Annotated in this window: 16 protein-coding genes and 1 tRNA gene; 5 read left to right on the top strand and 12 right to left on the bottom strand. The window is 66.3% G+C overall.

The genetic code is table 11. The features are described from left to right. Positions 1 to 6 precede the first annotated feature (6 nt). Complete coding sequence (locus tag AC3QL2_RS12615) at positions 7 to 666, bottom strand: PEP-CTERM sorting domain-containing protein (RefSeq protein WP_493231599.1); 660 nt, start codon at positions 664 to 666, stop codon at positions 7 to 9. Positions 667 to 860: 194 nt separating this feature from the next. Between AC3QL2_RS12615 and AC3QL2_RS12610 the strand changes: the two genes are divergently transcribed. Further along, positions 861 to 1,169: a hypothetical protein gene (locus tag AC3QL2_RS12610; RefSeq protein WP_493230710.1), complete on the top strand. Its 309-nt coding sequence runs from the start codon at positions 861 to 863 to the stop codon at positions 1,167 to 1,169. A gap of 107 nt (positions 1,170 to 1,276) precedes the next feature. On the opposite strand, the gene AC3QL2_RS12605 is transcribed toward AC3QL2_RS12610, so the two are convergent. Then, positions 1,277 to 1,361: transfer RNA gene (locus AC3QL2_RS12605), tRNA-Leu, on the bottom strand. A 181-nt stretch (positions 1,362 to 1,542) separates the two neighbouring features. On the opposite strand from AC3QL2_RS12605, the gene AC3QL2_RS12600 reads away from it, so the two are divergent. Beyond that, a complete protein-coding gene (locus AC3QL2_RS12600) occupies positions 1,543 to 2,097 on the top strand; it encodes a flavodoxin (protein WP_493230708.1) in 555 nt (184 codons plus the stop codon). A 468-nt stretch (positions 2,098 to 2,565) separates the two neighbouring features. Then, complete coding sequence (locus tag AC3QL2_RS12595) at positions 2,566 to 3,525, top strand: methyl-accepting chemotaxis protein (protein WP_493230706.1); 960 nt, start codon at positions 2,566 to 2,568, stop codon at positions 3,523 to 3,525. A gap of 12 nt (positions 3,526 to 3,537) precedes the next feature. Here the strand turns inward: AC3QL2_RS12595 and AC3QL2_RS12590 are convergent, their stop codons facing one another. The 3 genes from AC3QL2_RS12590 to AC3QL2_RS12580 are packed head-to-tail and all read right to left on the bottom strand — an operon-like array spanning position 3,538 to position 6,162. Beyond that, on the bottom strand, positions 3,538 to 4,305 hold the full coding sequence (locus tag AC3QL2_RS12590) for an ABC transporter permease (RefSeq protein ID WP_493230705.1): 768 nt from the start codon (positions 4,303 to 4,305) through the stop codon (positions 3,538 to 3,540). A 10-nt stretch (positions 4,306 to 4,315) separates the two neighbouring features. Beyond that, positions 4,316 to 5,095, bottom strand: coding sequence for an ABC transporter ATP-binding protein (locus AC3QL2_RS12585; protein WP_493230704.1), 780 nt, complete (start codon positions 5,093 to 5,095; stop codon positions 4,316 to 4,318). Positions 5,096 to 5,121: 26 nt separating this feature from the next. Continuing rightward, positions 5,122 to 6,162, bottom strand: coding sequence for an ABC transporter substrate-binding protein (locus AC3QL2_RS12580; protein WP_493230702.1), 1,041 nt, complete (start codon positions 6,160 to 6,162; stop codon positions 5,122 to 5,124). A gap of 410 nt (positions 6,163 to 6,572) precedes the next feature. Between AC3QL2_RS12580 and AC3QL2_RS12575 the strand changes: the two genes are divergently transcribed. Further along, positions 6,573 to 7,436 carry a hypothetical protein gene (locus AC3QL2_RS12575; protein WP_493230701.1) on the top strand — a complete coding sequence of 288 codons (864 nt, stop codon included), beginning with the start codon at positions 6,573 to 6,575 and terminating at the stop codon, positions 7,434 to 7,436. Between the two features lie 95 nt (positions 7,437 to 7,531). Here the strand turns inward: AC3QL2_RS12575 and AC3QL2_RS12570 are convergent, their stop codons facing one another. Both AC3QL2_RS12570 and sfsA read right to left on the bottom strand, forming a co-directional pair. Beyond that, the gene (locus tag AC3QL2_RS12570; protein WP_493230700.1) at positions 7,532 to 8,830 is read right to left on the bottom strand and encodes a dicarboxylate/amino acid:cation symporter; all 1,299 of its coding nucleotides are present in this window, start codon (positions 8,828 to 8,830) and stop codon (positions 7,532 to 7,534) included. Positions 8,831 to 8,968: 138 nt separating this feature from the next. Then, the gene (sfsA, locus tag AC3QL2_RS12565) at positions 8,969 to 9,676 is read right to left on the bottom strand and encodes a DNA/RNA nuclease SfsA (protein WP_493230699.1); all 708 of its coding nucleotides are present in this window, start codon (positions 9,674 to 9,676) and stop codon (positions 8,969 to 8,971) included. Positions 9,677 to 9,857: 181 nt separating this feature from the next. Between sfsA and rquA the strand changes: the two genes are divergently transcribed. After that, positions 9,858 to 10,544: a rhodoquinone biosynthesis methyltransferase RquA gene (rquA, locus tag AC3QL2_RS12560; protein ID WP_493230698.1), complete on the top strand. Its 687-nt coding sequence runs from the start codon at positions 9,858 to 9,860 to the stop codon at positions 10,542 to 10,544. 18 nt (positions 10,545 to 10,562) lie between these two features. On the opposite strand, the gene AC3QL2_RS12555 is transcribed toward rquA, so the two are convergent. The 5 genes from AC3QL2_RS12555 to cbiB are packed head-to-tail and all read right to left on the bottom strand — an operon-like array spanning position 10,563 to position 15,198. After that, positions 10,563 to 11,369 carry an ABC transporter substrate-binding protein gene (locus tag AC3QL2_RS12555; protein WP_493230697.1) on the bottom strand — a complete coding sequence of 269 codons (807 nt, stop codon included), beginning with the start codon at positions 11,367 to 11,369 and terminating at the stop codon, positions 10,563 to 10,565. 10 nt (positions 11,370 to 11,379) lie between these two features. Continuing rightward, the gene (locus AC3QL2_RS12550; RefSeq protein WP_493230696.1) at positions 11,380 to 12,402 is read right to left on the bottom strand and encodes a hypothetical protein; all 1,023 of its coding nucleotides are present in this window, start codon (positions 12,400 to 12,402) and stop codon (positions 11,380 to 11,382) included. Beyond that, positions 12,399 to 13,268, bottom strand: a complete 870-nt coding sequence (locus AC3QL2_RS12545) for a cobalamin-binding protein (protein WP_493230695.1) — start codon at positions 13,266 to 13,268, stop codon at positions 12,399 to 12,401. The genes AC3QL2_RS12550 and AC3QL2_RS12545 overlap by 4 nt, the downstream gene beginning before the upstream one ends. 24 nt (positions 13,269 to 13,292) lie before the next feature. Next, entirely contained in the window at positions 13,293 to 14,264 is a 972-nt protein-coding gene (cobD, locus tag AC3QL2_RS12540; protein ID WP_493230694.1) for a threonine-phosphate decarboxylase CobD, read from the bottom strand. Continuing rightward, the gene (gene cbiB / locus AC3QL2_RS12535) at positions 14,257 to 15,198 is read right to left on the bottom strand and encodes an adenosylcobinamide-phosphate synthase CbiB (protein WP_493230692.1); all 942 of its coding nucleotides are present in this window, start codon (positions 15,196 to 15,198) and stop codon (positions 14,257 to 14,259) included. The genes cobD and cbiB overlap by 8 nt, the downstream gene beginning before the upstream one ends. Positions 15,199 to 15,232 lie beyond the last annotated feature (34 nt).

Raw genomic sequence — 15,232 nt, 5'->3', positions numbered from 1 at the left:
GCTGGATTACTGAATGTCGCGACGGCCCCGGCGCCGCCGGGATGCCGCCCAGCCGGCACCCGCAACGGCGACGCAAGCCAGCGTGCCGGGCTCGGGCACCGTAGCGGCCGGAGCCACCGCCGTGGCGACGATCTGATAGGTGAAGGAATCAGAGAAACCCAGCGGCGACACACCGCTCAGGAAGAAGGTTTGATCATCGAAGGTGCCGGCGTAGGTTTCGCTGAACATAGCGCCCCCGCTGCAACTGCCGAAGGGCAAGGAGCAGGGGTTGTTACTCCCCGTAAAACTGTTGCCAGTCACGATGCCGGTGAATGTCGGGAACAGAAAACCGAGTGCCGCTGCGCCGCCGGAATCAATGAGCGCAGATTCGAAACGGATCAGGGTGACATCGAAGAACGATGATGGATCGAACCAGACGGGGACCGAAATCGTCTCCTTCTTCACATCGAAGCTTCCCGACAGCATAAAGGTCTGCGGCGCCGGCGGCAGCGAGCAGTTGCCGGACGGATCGCAGATCGGAGGCATGCTGGACGTGTAGGTCACCGAACTCTGACTGGCATCGATCTTGACCACTGCGGCCTGCGCTGACGCACTTGCCGCGCCCAGCATGAGGGCAACGGCGGCAAGCCGGGCAGCGGAACGACGGCGCGGAGCCATTCTGGACATGTTCAAGGGCTTTTCCTTTTCGAAGGTTTACGGGGAACATCAGGCCAAACCAAAAGCAGCCCGGATTATTCCATTAGGATTTACCGGAAAAGGTGCGAAATCACCTGAATGACAGAGGAATCGTCCACTCGCCCGCCACCGGCTCCCCGTCCCGCCAACGGTCTACAATCACGGCTTTTGCCGCCGTCCCGCCCATGAAACTGTCCAATCTCCCGATCGGCGCCCGCTTCGAGTTCGAAGGAAAGATCTACACCAAGACCGGCCCGATGACCGCCAGCGCCGAGAGCGGCGGCCAGCGCATGATCCCGCGCTACGCGGTGCTGAAGCCCGTGGACGGCGTTCCGCCTCCCGCCGCGCCCACCATCAGCCCCAGCGTGGACGCCGACACCGTGCGCCAGGCCTTTGACGCCTTCTACGGCACCTGCCTGCGCCTGACCGACGACTTCGGCCGCGCCGAACTGGAAGCCGCGCGGCAGCGCTTTCTGGAGAGTCTGGAGAAATAGCCTGCGTGCTGCGCCGACAGATCGGCGCACGGTAGACGCAAAAAAGGCCGGAACCCTTGATTTCTCTGGGCTTACCGGCCTGATTCGGAATACTGCGGAACAGCTATTGGTGCCTTGGGCGAGACTCGAACTCGCACGTCTTGCGACACTACCCCCTCAAGATAGCGTGTCTACCAATTTCACCACCAAGGCATCCATGCATGACCCGGCTCCGTGAATGCAGCTGCCGGAACGGGTGCGCAGAAGGAGGCGGATTATAGCGGAGCCGGCGCGAAGGTCAACAGGTACCGGAAAACCGCCGGGGCCGGAGGGTATGAATTCTGCTTGGAAGCCGTGATCCCTCAAATACGAGTCGCGTTCACGACAATCCATCATGAAAACCATCGGCATCTTTTTCGGCACCGAAACCGGCACCACCCGGCTCATCGCCAAGAAAATCCACAAGAAGCTCGGCGACGAAATCGCCAGCAAGCCCGTCAATGTGAACCGCATCGAGATGGCGGAAATGCTCCAGTACGACGCCTTGATCCTCGGTACGCCGAGCTACGGCGTCGGCGAGATTCCCGGCAAGAGCGCCGGCTGCCTGGAGCCGAACTGGGAAGAGTTCCTGGCGAAAAGCGGCACGCCGGATTTCAGCGGCAAGCGCATCGCCTTCTTCGGCCTGGGCGCCCAGGAACGCTATTCCGACCGCTTCGCCAGCTCCCTGCTGCGCCTCCACGATGTCTTCAAGGGCTTCGGCGCGGAGATCGTCGGCGACTGGAGCACCGAGGGCTACACCTTTGCGCATTCCGCGGCAGTGCAGGACGGGCGCTTCGTCGGCCTGGTCATCGACGAGCGCACCCAGGGCATGTTCACCAACGAGCGCCTCGATACCTGGCTGGCCCAGGTCAAGCCGCTACTCCTTGAGAAACTCGCCACACCGGCCTGAACACCCACGCTTCACCCCGACATCGGCAGACCGTCGCCGGCGGCACACTTCCGATGCATCAAGTGATGCACTGATACCGATATTTTATTTATCGATTAGATCATTTGATGAACATCCAATCCCAGGCCAAGCAGCCCTGCCACGGCCTGTAAGCGTCCCCATGCCGCGCATCCCGCGTCCGGACTGGATCGGGCGCTTTTTCCCGGCATCCACTCCCCGCGCTGGCACCCTTTCTGCTCATTAAGCAGCGGATGGCGTGAATGTGACCAGATGCTCGACCGGCGGGCATCCTCACCTCACGTTGCCTGATGTTCGCCTCTGTCCCCGGTTCAGCGCCTCTCCCTCCCGTTTCTGACATCCGCGTGCGCGTCGATCGTCCAGAAAAGCTGAATCGGGATTTCGACCCGCGGAAGCGGGTCTTTTTTTGCCCTGACATCGAAGCCCACCCTGCCCGACGAGACACCCGCCATGCCGAACGCCCAGACCTTCGACAAGAACACCCTGATCTGCCTGTCCGCCGTCCTCCTCGCCGGCGCGGCGGCCGTGTTGCCGAACGGCGTTGCGCAGAGCGCCTGCGCCGTGCTCGCCGCGCTGTGCGCGCTGGTGGCCGGCCTGGGTCACCGCTCCGAAAGGCGGGGCATCCATCGCCAATTGCTGCCGCGCCTGCACGACGAGCTGGCGGCAGCGCAGACCACCAACCAGGCCTTGCGCCAGGAGCTGGAGGCAGCACGCCAAGCCCTGCAGGCGGGCACAAGCACCACGGAAAGCGATCCCCGCAGCACCGCCGTCTTCGCCTCCATCGCCGATGCCGCACGCCTAGCCGCCGAGCTGGGCATGTCGGTGGAGCAGGCGCTGGCCGACATGGCCAACGCCAACCGCCTCGCCGAAGCCAGCGGGGCGCGGGTGGCGGCCGGGCGGAATCACATGGGCAGCGCCAAGACGGACATCGAGCGGGCCGGCGACTGCCTCGCCAGGGTGCAGGCCGACCTGGACACCCTCGCCGTCCAGTCCGGCCAGATTCCCGCCATCGTCGCACTGATCACCCAGATCTCGGACCAGACCAACCTGCTGGCCCTCAATGCAGCGATCGAAGCGGCGCGGGCCGGCGACGCAGGCCGCGGCTTCGCCGTGGTGGCCGACGAAGTGCGCAAGCTGGCCGAGCAGGCCAAGGCCGCCAGCGACCGCATCGGCGCCATCGCGACAGAGCTGCAGCACACCTCGTCACAGGCGTCCACGTCGGTCCTCAGCGCCAGCACCGCGGTGAGCGCCGGACGGGACGCCACCGCCGAGGCCGAAGCGGCGATGCGGGCGATCCAGGACAGCGCCCGCGAGCGCGTCGCGGTGGTCACGCAGATCACCGAGGAAATCCGCAACCACCGGGACATCGGCCAGTCGCTGATGGTGGCGCTCGCCCGGGCCGAGGCCTGAGCGGCGCCAGCGTCACGCCGCGCCGTTCGGGTTGCGGTGGGCCCAGCTCGTCATGCGCTTCTCGACGAAGGCGAACAGCTCGTACATCACGACGCCCATCACGCCGATGACGATCAGCCCGGCAAACACCAGGGGCATGTTCATCGACGAACTGGCCGACATCATCAGGTAGCCGATGCCCAGGTTGGACGCCACCGTCTCGGCGATCACCGAGCCGACGAAGGCCAAGGTGATCGCCACCTTCAGGGACGCGAAGAAGTACGGCATGGCGCGCGGCAAGCCGACCTTGGCGAGGATGTCGAGGCGTGAGGCACCCAGCGAACGCAGCACGTCCTCCAGCTCCGGCTCCAGCGTGGCGAGGCCCGTGGCCACGTTGACCACCACCGGGAAGAAGGAAATCAGGAAGGCGGTTAGGATGGCAGGCACCGTGCCGATGCCGAACCACACCACCAGCACCGGCACAAAGGCCACCTTGGGGATCGAGTTGAAGCCGACCAGCAGCGGATACATGGCCCGGTAGAGCACTGGCGACGAGCCCACCGCCATGCCGATCAGGAGGCCCACCAGCACGGCGATGGCGAAGCCGGCCAGCGTGGTGAGGAAGGTCTGGGTGGCGTGCATCATGATCGGCTCGAACTGCTCGACGCCCACATGCCACACCGCGCTGGGTGCCGGCAGCAGGAATTCGGGCACGTCGAAGCCGATGCAGATCAGCTCCCACAGCAGGAACATGCCGGCCACCACCAGCCACGGGGCAGCCTTGACGAGATTGGGTTTCATGGCTGTCCTTTCAGGATGCGCGCACGCGGCCGATGTGCTCGCGCAGTTCATGGACGTAGCCGGCGAAGGCATCGGTGTAGGTCACGTCCAGGTCGCGCGGGCGCGGCAGGTCGATCTCCCGGCGCACCAGCACGCGGCCCGGCCGCTTGCTCATCACATAGACGGTGTCGGCAAGAAAGACCGCCTCGCGCAGGTCGTGGGTGACGAGGATCACCGTGAAGGGCTGCAGCTGCCACAGGTCGCGCAACATGCACCACAGCTCTTCGCGGGTGAAGGCATCCAGCGCGCCGAAGGGCTCGTCGAGCATCAGCAGGCGCGGCTGGTGGATCAGCGCGCGGCAGATCGACGCCCGCTGCTGCATGCCGCCGGACAGCTCCCACGGGAACTTGTCCTCGAAGCCAGCCAGGCCGACCTTGGCGAGCAGCTGGCGCGCCTCGGCCTCGTAGCGCGGGCGCTCCTTCTTCAGCGTGGACCGGTAGGGCTCGACGATTTCCAGCGGCAGCATCACGTTATCGAGGGTCGTGCGCCAGGGCAGCAGGTTGGCGTTCTGGAAGGCCATGCCGACAATCTTCAGCGGCCCGCCGACCTGGCGGCCGTCCACATAGACATAGCCGCCGGACGGCATGCGCAGGCCGGAGATGAGCTTCATGAGGGTGGATTTGCCGCAGCCGGACGGACCGACGACGGCGACGAACTCGCCCTCGCGCACGTCCAGGCTGACGTCCTCGATGGCCAGCGCGCCACCCGGCGCGTAGGCGAGATCGACGTTCTCGAATTTGACGAAGGACATGGGTCTTTTCGGAAGGAGGGGCAGGCCTACAGGCTGCGGTCGGCCTTGGCGGGCAGGAAGGCGGCGTTGAACAGCTCGGCGGCCGACGGCACCTTGGGCAGCGCGTAGGCTTCGGCGGTCTCCGCCATCGAGCGCTTGAGGCGGTCCGGCGTCACCGCGCCGAGGCCGATCTGCTTCACTTCCGGTGTGACGATGCTCGACTCGATGGCCAGCTTCAGGCGGCGCGTTTCGAGGCCCGTGTCGATCAGCGGGTCGCGCTCCTTTACCGCCGGCACCGCCGCTTCCGGCCTGGCGATGGTCTCCTTCAGCGCCTTGTTGAAGGCGCGCAGGAAGCCCTCGATGGCCTTCGGCTTGTCGGCAATCAGCTTCGGGCTGGCGATGATCGCGTTGCCATACAGCTCGACACCGTGGTCCGGGTAGCGCAGCGCGACGATGTCGGCCGGCTTCACGCCGCGAGCTTCCAGGTTGAGCAGGCTGGTGAAGTAGAAACCGGTGATGCCGTCCACGTCGCCGCGGGCTAGCAGCGTCTCGCGGATCGCCGGATCCACCGACTGCCACTTCACGGCGTCCACGCCCAGCTTGTTGGACTTGGCGAAGGCCGGCCAGGCCTTGCGGCCGGCGTCGAAGATCGGCGCGGCGAGGGTCTTGCCGGCCAGGTCGGCGGGCTTGGCGATGCCGCTCTTCTTCAGCGCGAACACCGCCGCCGGCGTGGCGTTGTACACCATGTACACCGCCTGGATCTTGGAGCCCGGCGTCTTGGCGTCGTATTCCACCAGCGCGTTGAAGTCGGCAAAGCCCATCTCGTAGGCGCCGGTCGCCACGCGGGTCACCGCGCCGGCCGAGCCGTTGCCGGCGTCGATGGTCACGTCTAGCCCTTCGGCGGCGAAGTAGCCCTTGCTCTTGGCGAGCAGGAAAGGCGCCGCCGGCCCCTCGAAGCGCCAGTCGAGGGTGAACTTGATCTTCACCGGCTCCTCGGCGAATGCGGGGGCGGGTAGCAGGGGTGCGGCGAGGGCGGCAAACCCGGCGGACAGAAGCAGGCGACGGGATGCGCGGAAACGGTGCGGCATGGGCAGAAACTCCGGAAATGATTGGACGAGTACGTCGAATGGTGCATCTCGCCCTCTTTCCGCAATCTCCATGCCAATTTCCAAGCCGTTGATTTGTATGTCTTTAAATCCTCACGGCGGAATCGCCCCGGATTCAGGCCGCAATCTCCCCGAAAAAGCCGCCAGAATACGCCCCCGCATGGTGCAAAACGCTATTCCACGCACTCGCAGAGTGCATGCAAAAACCATATAAACAACGGGAAAGATTCTTTATTTTCAAATGGATATACACCATCAACTATATCCTTTTGGTGATGATGGATATCGCCATGCCCATAGCGGGCTCCTGCTAGATTCGGCTCCAAGGCGTCGCCGTGCCTAGCCACGCGGACCACCTACAGATCCCTCGAATCGACCAATCAGGAGCCACCATGAAGTTCTCGCAGAAGACGATCCTCGCCGCATCCCTCCTTGCAGCCTGTGCCGGCACGGCTACCGCCGCCGAATGGAGTGACACCTCCATCGGCTACCGCTACGGCACCAAGTTCGCCGAGCCATACGAGAGCAACAGCATCAACAAGAGCATCGTCAACCTGACCCACGCCAGCGGCTACAAGTACGGCACCAACTTCCTGAACGTGGACCTCCTCCTGTCCGACAGCAAGGATCCGGTCGGCCCCGGCTCGAAGTCCGGCGCCCAGGAAATCTACATCGTCTATCGGCACACCCTGGATTTGGGCAAGATCACCGGCCAGGACTTCAAGTTCGGCCCGGTGCGCGGCCTCGGCCTGACCGGCGGCTTCGACGTGAATGACAAGAACGACGCCGGTTACAACTCCCGCAAGCGCATGCTCGTCGCTGGCCCGACGCTGATGATGGACGTCCCCGGCTTCCTCAACGTGAGCCTGCTCTACCTGTGGGAAAGCAACGCGCCCTACAGCAAGTTCTCCAACACCCAGACCGACCGCTACAGCTACGACGTGCACCCGATGCTGACGGCCGCCTGGGGCATCCCCTTCAACCTCGGCCCGGTTCCGCTGTCCTTCGAAGGCTTCGCCAACTTCATCGCCAGCAAGGGGCAGAACGAGTTCGGCGACGGCACCAAGCCGGAAACCAACATCGACATGCAGGTCATGTACGACGTCAGCCCGCACATCGGCGCCGCCAAAAACACCTTCAAGGCCGGCTTGGAATACCAGTACTGGCGCAACAAGTTCGGCAACGACCACACCAAGGCCGCCGGGGACGGCGCCTTCGCCAAAACGCCGATGGTGCGCGTCGAGTACCACTTCTGAGCCCGCTTGGACGGCAGGGGCGAATCCCGCCCCCCCGATGGACGCAAAAAAGCCAACCCCGCGGGGTTGGCTTTTTGATGGAGAAGACGACTGGATCAGGCAGCTGCGGCCAGCGGCTTCTCGCCGTTCGAATCCTCGTCGAGCACACCGTTCAGGGCCTTGTTCATCCGATCCATGTCCAGCTCGTTCTCGGAACGGGACACCACCACGGTGGCGACGGCGTTGCCGATGATGTTGGTCAGCGCACGGGCTTCGCTCATGAAGCGGTCGATGCCGAGGATCAACGCCATGCCGGCCACCGGGATCGTCGGCACCACCGCCAGCGTGGAAGCCAGGGTGATGAAGCCGGCACCGGTGATGCCGCTGGCGCCCTTGGAGGTCAGCATCGCCACCACCAGGATGGAGAGTTCCTGGGACAGGGTCAGCTCGGTATTGGTGGCCTGCGCGATAAACAGGGCCGCCATCGTCATGTAGATGTTGGTGCCGTCCAGGTTGAAGGAGTAGCCGGTGGGCACCACCAAGCCGACCACGGAGCGGGCGCAGCCCATCTTCTCGAGCTTCTGCATCAGCTTGGGCAGGGCGGACTCGGAGGACGAAGTACCCAGCACGATCAGCAGTTCCTCGCGGATGTACTTGACGAACTTGAAGATGTTGAAGCCGGTGTAGCGGGCGATGGTGCCCAGCACGATGAAGATGAACAGGATGCAGGTGAGGTAAAACGAACCCATCAGCTTGGCCATCGGGATCAGGGAGCCCACGCCGTACTTGCCGATCGTGAAGGCCATCGCACCGAAGGCGCCCAACGGAGCGAGCTTCATCACGGTATTGACGATGCCGAACATCACGTGGGAGATCTGCTCGACGAACTGGAACACCGGCTTGCCCTTCTCACCCATCGCGGCCAGCGAGAAGCCGAACAGGATGGCCAGCAGCAGCACCTGCAGGATGTCGCCCTTGGCGAAGGCATCGACGAAGGTGCTCGGGATGATGTTGAGGATAAACTCCACCGTGCTCTGGGCATGGGCCTTGGCGGTGAAGTCGGCGATGGCCTTTGTGTCCAGCGTCGTCACGTCGGCGTTGAAGCCGGCGCCCGGCTTGGCGACGTTGGCGACCACCAGGCCGATCATCAGCGCAAAGGTGGACACGATCTCGAAGTACAGCAGCGCCTTGCCGCCGACCCGGCCGACCTTCTTCATGTCCTGCATGCCGGCGATGCCGTGCACCACGGTACAGAAGATCACCGGAGCGATGATCATCTTGACGAGCTTGATGAAGCCGTCGCCAAGGGGTTTCAGATCGACCCCCAGCTTGGGCTCGAAATATCCCAGCAGCACGCCGCAGGCGATGGCGAACAGCACCTGCACGTACAGAACCTTGTAGAACGGCTTCTTCATGACGGTTAATCTCCGGTGTTATATAGGACTATGAGACGAACAATAGATCCCCCACCGAAGCCCCGAAATTGTGTCCTCCCCCATTGTGGACGGCCCTATTGTGGTTATCCGCAATAGGCTGAAACAATCGGACAGGCGTCAGCCCAGTACGACGACCGCCAGCCGCCGGTCGAGCACGATGCCTTCCGGCGTGACCTCGGCCCCCAGCGCGAACACCTCGACCCCCTGGGCCAGCGCGTCGCGGAGCGCCTGCCCGTAGGCCGGATCGATGTGGTCCGCCGGCCGCACCTCGTCCACGTCGCCGCGCTGCACGCAGTAAACCAGCGCCGCCCGATGGCCGGCCGCCACCATCGCACTCATCTCGCGCAGGTGCTTGGCGCCGCGGGTCGTCACCGCATCCGGAAAGAAACCGACGCGCCCCTCCACCGCGGCGGTGACGTTCTTGACCTCCACGTAGCAGTCGGGCCGGCCGTCCCCCTGCAGCAGCAGATCGATGCGGCTGCCCTCGCCGTACTTCACCTCCGGGCGGATCGTCCGGTAGCCGGCCAGTTCGGGCAGCGTACCGGCCTCGATCGCCTCTCGCACCAGGGCATTGCTGCGTCCGGTATGCACACCGACCACGCAGCCCGGCGCCACGTCCACCAGCTCCCACGTCCATTGGAGCTTGCGCGCCGGATTGTCCGCCGGCGACAGCCACACCCGGCTGCCCGGCGCCTTGCAACCGAGCATCGAGCCGGTGTTGGGACAGTGGGCGGTCACCAATCCAGCTGGCGTTTCCACGTCGGCCAGGAAACGCTGATAACGCCGCAGCAGGCGGCCTTCTAGTAGCGGATGAGGGAAGCGCATGGCAGATCAATGTCGGTAAAGGATGCGGTCATCAGCCTGTCCGCATGGAAAAAATCACATCGCAAGGGGCACTAATTCTCTCACCCGCCGTATCATGGCCCCAGAAAGCAAGCGTGGTGCGGCTTTGCGCCGGGCCACCCATTACAACCCGCCGAACAACGACAGCCAACGATACCCAGCCATGCGCGATCCTTCCCCAGCGGCGGCGGCCAGCGAGCTGCCCGACTATCTCCGCGAAACCTACACCTGGGCCTATCTCGACCACCGCACCGTGCCCTGGCTGGACCGGCCGGTCGTGGTGTCCGCAATCCTGTGGGGCAACGCCAGCCGTCTGATGGACAGCGCGGTGCGGGAATTCAACCCCGGCCAGCGGGTGCTGCAGGCGGCGGCGGTGTATGGTGATTTCTCGCCGCGCCTGGCCCGCCGGCTTGGCGACGCAGGGCAGCTCACGGTGCTCGACGTGGCGCCGATCCAGATCGCCAACACCCGGCGCAAGCTCGCGCCGTGGCCCCAGGCCCACGCCCAGGTGGCCGATCTCACCGAGCCGGTGGGTGCCACCTTCGACGCCGCCTGTTGCTTCTTCCTGCTCCACGAAGTCCCGCACCATGCACGCCGGCGCATCGTCGCCAACCTGCTGGCGGCGGTCGAGCCGGGCGGCAAGATCGTCTTCGTGGACTACCACCAGCCCCGCTGGTGGCACCCGATGGGGCCGATCATGGCGCTGGTGTTCCGCTATCTGGAGCCCTTCGCCAACTCCCTGCTGGCCGACTCCATCGAAACACTGGTGCCCGAATGCGCCGACTTCGAGTGGCGCAAGGAAACCCGTTTCGGCGGGCTGTACCAGAAGGTGGTCGGCATCCGCCGCTGACACCTTACGGAAGGGCGTTCAGCCCTCCGCCACCCGGTCCAGGCACGCGGCAATTGCCGGCAGGCCCTCGCGGATCGCCGCCGGCCCCGGCGCCAGCAGGATCGCCGACTTGATCTCGAAGACCCGCCCGTCGCGCACCGCCGGCAGCACGTCCCAGCCCTCGCGCGAGGTGACGTGGCCGGGCTGGAAGTGCTTGCCGCACCAGGAGCCGATGATCACCTCCGGCACCCGCGGGATGACCAGCGCCGCATCGGCGAGGATGCGCTGCTTGGCGTTGGGATGCACGGACAGCTCGCCGAAGCAGTCTTCGCCGCCGGCGATGCCGATCATCTCGGACACCCAGCGGATGCCGGTAATCAGCGGCTCGTTCCACTCCTCGAAATAGACCTTCGGCCTGCGCCCCAGGCGTGCTGCGCGAGCCTCGCCGCGGGCCCGCACATCGGCGATGGTCGCTTCCAGCTCGGCCACCAGGGCCAGCGCCTTCTGCTCGGCACCCACCAGCCGGCCGACGGTCTCCACCATCGCCAGGATGCCGTCCACGCTGCGGTGGTTGAACACATGCACTGCCACGCCGGCCTTCACAAGATCCCGCGCGATATCGCCCTGCAGGTCGGAAAAAGCCAGCACCAGGTCCGGCTCGACGGCCAGGATGCGTTCGATCTTGGCGCTGCTGAAGCCGCTGACCTTGGGCTTCTCCTTGCGCGCCCGCGGCGGATGGGTGGTGAAGCCGGAGATGCCGGCGATGCGCGCCTCCTCGCCGAGCAGGTAGAGCACTTCGACAGTCTCGGTGGACAGGCAGACGATGCGTTGGGGCAGACGGGACATGGGCTTTGCGTTATCGGGGATAAGGCGCCGGGCACCGCTGACGGTCGCCGGCCGGGTTGCACAGATGGACCTGAGCTAGGAAGGCCTCCGCCGCCTCCCGGGGGTTTTCGCTGTCGGCCTTCAGCCGCTCGGCGTCACCCGCCGGCAGGCGCCAGGCGCGCTGGACCACATACACGTAGTCCGGCCCCTCGATGGCCTTCACGACCGCCATTTCGGCGTAGTTGGTATCCGGCACCTGGGGGCACACCAGGTAGGTCTGCACGGTTTCGCCGCTGGCCCCGTCGCCGTCGCGGGGCAGACTTTCCACCGAACCGGCCGGCACACCGCAGCGAACCTGGCGGGCCTGCTGCATGCCTTCGAGCAGTGCCCGCGCCTGGCCCGGACTGTTTACCCGCGGCAGGCCCTGCACGCCGATCAGCTGGGTCCATTCCCGCGGGCTGTCGCCGAGGGGCACGAAATCCGCCAGCCAGCCCCGCGCACCGGCGCTGTTGGCGGACGGCACGCTGTCCGACGGCAGCGGCAGGTTGAGCCAGCGCAGCGTGCCGGCAGATTCTTCCGCGCTGCGCGCGGCGGCCAGCTCCTGCAGGCGGCGCAGCGGCGGATCGAGCTCGGCCTGAAAGTCGGTGGCACTGCTCTCGCTGACCTTCAGCTGGGAGCTGCTGGCTTCGAAGCTGTACCACACGTCGTAATGGCGCAGCGCGCCGCAGGCCTGCACGGACCAGCGTTCCAGGGCGTGGTGCACGCGACGAGGCCGGGTTTCGATGAGATCCGGCGCGGCCTGTACCGTATCGATGACGATCAGGTTGCTGCAGGCCTTGGCGCGCCGGCTTTCCAGCGCCTCGATACGTTCGATGACCTTGGACTGGGCAGCGGCCTGGCGCCATGCGCCGGCATAGCCCGGCACTTTGCGCTCATCCGCGGGAACGGCGGCCACCTGGCCGATCTGCGTGACGACCTCGCCGGGGAACGGGCCGGCCGCGGCCACCCGCAGCGCCGCCGCCAGCGCCAGGCCGAGCAGGACGCGGCCCTTCATCGCTTGGCCCGCGCTTCTTCGAGCTGGCCGCACAGGCGCTCGGCACCGTCGAGGATGCGCGGCGTGTGGCGCTGGATCAGGTCCGGCGGGATGAAGAACAGGTTGCCCTTGGCCACCGCCGGCAGCTTGGTCCACTTGCGCCAGTCGTCCAGCCATTCCGGCCGGCTCTCGCCCATGCCGCTGGCGACGATGACATCCGGTGCGGCAGCCAGCACCGCTTCCACGTCGATGGTCGGTGCCAGCATCGGCAGCTTGGTGAACACGTTGTCGCCGCCGCACAGGCGGATCACGTCGGAAATGAGGTGTTCGCCGTTGATGGTCATCAGCGGGCGGTTCCAGATCTCGTAGAAGGTCCGTACCTTCGGACGCCCTGCATAGCGGGCCTCCAGCGCCGCATGGCGGTTGCGGAAGGCCTGCGCGGCCGCGTCGGCCGCGGCAGCGGTGCCGGCCAGCCGTCCGAACTGGGACAGGCTGCGGGCCACGTCCTCGATGCGCCGCGGCTCGTTGATGAAGACCGGCACGCCGAGGGCCTTGAGCTTGTCCAGCTGAGCTTCCCGGTTGCCGCTCTTCCAGGCGATCACCAGGTCGGGCTTGAGGGACGCGACCTTCTCCATATCCGGCGCGGTGTAGCTGCCAACCCGCACGACCTTGCGCGCCGCCTCCGGATAGTCGCTGTACTGCACCGCACCGACCACCCGGTCGCCCGCGCCGGCGGCGAACAGCAGTTCGGTCACATGGGGCGCGAGACTGACGATGCGCCTGGCCGGCTGCGCGAGATGGAGAGCCTGGCCCTGGTCGTCGGTGACGTCGATGGACGCCCGGGCGAAACCGGACACGAGCAGCAAGGCGAGAAGAAACCGACTCATGGAGAGGTCTTTCAGTGGAGGTCGTTACAGTCGGGCGAGCGCCGCGGCCAGGCGCGACCACTCGCTCTCGTTGCCCGGCAGGCCGAAGCGCAGCCCGGACGGCGTGTCGAACAGGCGGGTCAGGATGCCCTGCCCCGCGAGGCGGGCATGGATGCCGCTTGCGGCAGCGCTCGGCCGCCACTGGAACAGCGCCGTGCTGGCCCCGCCGCAGAGGCCATGGCGATCCAGCAGGGCTCCGAGCCGCCGGCTGTCGGCCACCAGACGCTCCTGCGCCGCGTGCTGCCAGGCCCGGTCGGCCAGCGCCGCGGCGGTCACCGCCCGCGCCGGGCCGGACACCGCCCACGGCCCGAGCCGCTCGGCCAGTCGCGCACGCAGCGCGGCCTCGGCAAACACGAAGCCGACCCGCGCCCCGGCCAGGCCGAAGAACTTGCCCACCGAACGCAGCACTACCAGGCCGGGGCGCCCGGCCAGCGGCACCAGGCTGTCGGCCGGCTCGGCATCGATGAAGGCCTCATCCACGATCAGGCGCCCGCCGCGGCTGGCCAGGTCTTCCTGCCAGACCAGCAACTGCCGGCGCGAGAAACGCTGCCCGTCCGGATTGTTGGGCTGCACCAGCAGCAGCGTGTCGGCATCGCGTACCGCAGCGTCGATCTGCTCGGCCGGCAGCGCCCGCAGCGCGTGGCCGCGCCAGGCGTGAGGGTGCTCGGCGTAGGTCGGCGCCAGCGTGATCACGCGGCCGGGCGGAAAACACGCCGGCAACGCCTGGATGGCGGCCTGGGAACCCGCCACTGGCAGCAACTCCGAGCTGCCGTAGTAGGCCGCGGCGGCAGCTTCCAGGCCGTCGTCGTCTTCCGGCAAGCGCAGCCAGACATCCGGCGCCAGCGCGGGCACCGGGTAAGCCCTGGGATTGATGCCGGTGGAAAGATCCATCCAATCGCCCAGCGGAATACCGTAATGCTGCGCCGCGCTACGCAGGCGACCGCCGTGTTCAAGCATGGAGGAACACGCTGACGATGGCGACGCCCAGCACCCACAACCAGACGCTGTTCTGCACCAGGGCCAGCGCCTTGTCGATGTCCGCCGCCGCCGCCGGCCGGCCAGCGCCCAGGGACGGACGGCTTTCCAGGTGGCCGTGGTAGATCGCCGGGCCGCCGAGGGACAAGTCCAGCGCACCGGCACCTGAGGCCATCACCGGCCCGGCGTTGGGACTGTCCCAGGCCGGTGCCTGGGTGCGCCAGCAACGCAGCGCGGTCGCCGTGTGACCGAGCAGCGCGTAGCTCAGCGCGGTCAGGCGGGCTGGAATGAAATTGAGCACATCATCGATGCGCGCCGCCGCCCAGCCGAAGCGCAGATAGCGCTCATTGCGGTAGCCCCACATCGCGTCCAGCGTGTTGGCGAGGCGGAACATCAGCGCCCCCGGCCCACCCAGCAGCGCGAACCAGAACAGCGCGCCGAAGATCGCGTCGTTGCCGTTTTCCAGCACTGATTCGACGGTGGCCTTGGCCACGCCGGACTCATCCAGTTCGGACGTATCGCGGGACACGATCCACGACAGGCGGCCGCGCGCACCGGCCAGATCGCCGGCCGCAAGAGGTGCCGCCACGGCCCGCGCGTGCTCGGCCAAGCTGCGGCCGCCGATCGCCGCGTACAGCAGCACCACGTCGAGCAGCATGCCGAACCAGAAATGCCCCTCCCGCAGCGAACCGGCCAGCGCGACCCACGGCAGCACCGCCACGCTCCAGGCGAGCAGGCCGACGGCCCGGTTGATGATGCCGATGCGGCGGAACAGGCGCTCGACGGCTGACGCATAGCGGCCGAAGCCGACCAGCGGGTGGTAACGGCGCGGCTCGCCGAGCAGGTGATCGAGGAGCAGACCGAGGGCCATCGGGATGACAATCGGCAGCAGGACGAGGAGGTATACAGCGGACATGGGATAATCGAAAGCTTTCTGCACCCGAGATTGT

This window comes from Zoogloea sp. GW822-FHT05C07 (assembly GCF_058800215.1).
Note: the sequence above shows the minus strand (reverse complement) of the source record. Positions and strands in the feature narration are given on the sequence as shown.

What these genes read in the sequence shown, in the direction of transcription:
- AC3QL2_RS12600 (WP_493230708.1), top strand. Translation starts at nt 1,543, where the DNA reads ATGAAAACCATCGGCATCTTTTTCGGCACCGAAACCGGCACCACCCGG.
- cobD (WP_493230694.1), bottom strand. Translation starts at nt 14,264, where the DNA reads ATGCTTGAACACGGCGGTCGCCTGCGTAGCGCGGCGCAGCATTACGGT.
- AC3QL2_RS12545 (WP_493230695.1), bottom strand. Translation starts at nt 13,268, where the DNA reads ATGAGTCGGTTTCTTCTCGCCTTGCTGCTCGTGTCCGGTTTCGCCCGG.
- AC3QL2_RS12550 (WP_493230696.1), bottom strand. Translation starts at nt 12,402, where the DNA reads ATGAAGGGCCGCGTCCTGCTCGGCCTGGCGCTGGCGGCGGCGCTGCGG.
- AC3QL2_RS12585 (WP_493230704.1), bottom strand. Translation starts at nt 5,095, where the DNA reads ATGTCCTTCGTCAAATTCGAGAACGTCGATCTCGCCTACGCGCCGGGT.
- rquA (WP_493230698.1), top strand. Translation starts at nt 9,858, where the DNA reads ATGCGCGATCCTTCCCCAGCGGCGGCGGCCAGCGAGCTGCCCGACTAT.
- AC3QL2_RS12595 (WP_493230706.1), top strand. Translation starts at nt 2,566, where the DNA reads ATGCCGAACGCCCAGACCTTCGACAAGAACACCCTGATCTGCCTGTCC.
- AC3QL2_RS12580 (WP_493230702.1), bottom strand. Translation starts at nt 6,162, where the DNA reads ATGCCGCACCGTTTCCGCGCATCCCGTCGCCTGCTTCTGTCCGCCGGG.
- cbiB (WP_493230692.1), bottom strand. Translation starts at nt 15,198, where the DNA reads ATGTCCGCTGTATACCTCCTCGTCCTGCTGCCGATTGTCATCCCGATG.
- AC3QL2_RS12615 (WP_493231599.1), bottom strand. Translation starts at nt 666, where the DNA reads ATGTCCAGAATGGCTCCGCGCCGTCGTTCCGCTGCCCGGCTTGCCGCC.
- AC3QL2_RS12575 (WP_493230701.1), top strand. Translation starts at nt 6,573, where the DNA reads ATGAAGTTCTCGCAGAAGACGATCCTCGCCGCATCCCTCCTTGCAGCC.
- sfsA (WP_493230699.1), bottom strand. Translation starts at nt 9,676, where the DNA reads ATGCGCTTCCCTCATCCGCTACTAGAAGGCCGCCTGCTGCGGCGTTAT.
- AC3QL2_RS12570 (WP_493230700.1), bottom strand. Translation starts at nt 8,830, where the DNA reads ATGAAGAAGCCGTTCTACAAGGTTCTGTACGTGCAGGTGCTGTTCGCC.
- AC3QL2_RS12610 (WP_493230710.1), top strand. Translation starts at nt 861, where the DNA reads ATGAAACTGTCCAATCTCCCGATCGGCGCCCGCTTCGAGTTCGAAGGA.
- AC3QL2_RS12555 (WP_493230697.1), bottom strand. Translation starts at nt 11,369, where the DNA reads ATGTCCCGTCTGCCCCAACGCATCGTCTGCCTGTCCACCGAGACTGTC.
- AC3QL2_RS12590 (WP_493230705.1), bottom strand. Translation starts at nt 4,305, where the DNA reads ATGAAACCCAATCTCGTCAAGGCTGCCCCGTGGCTGGTGGTGGCCGGC.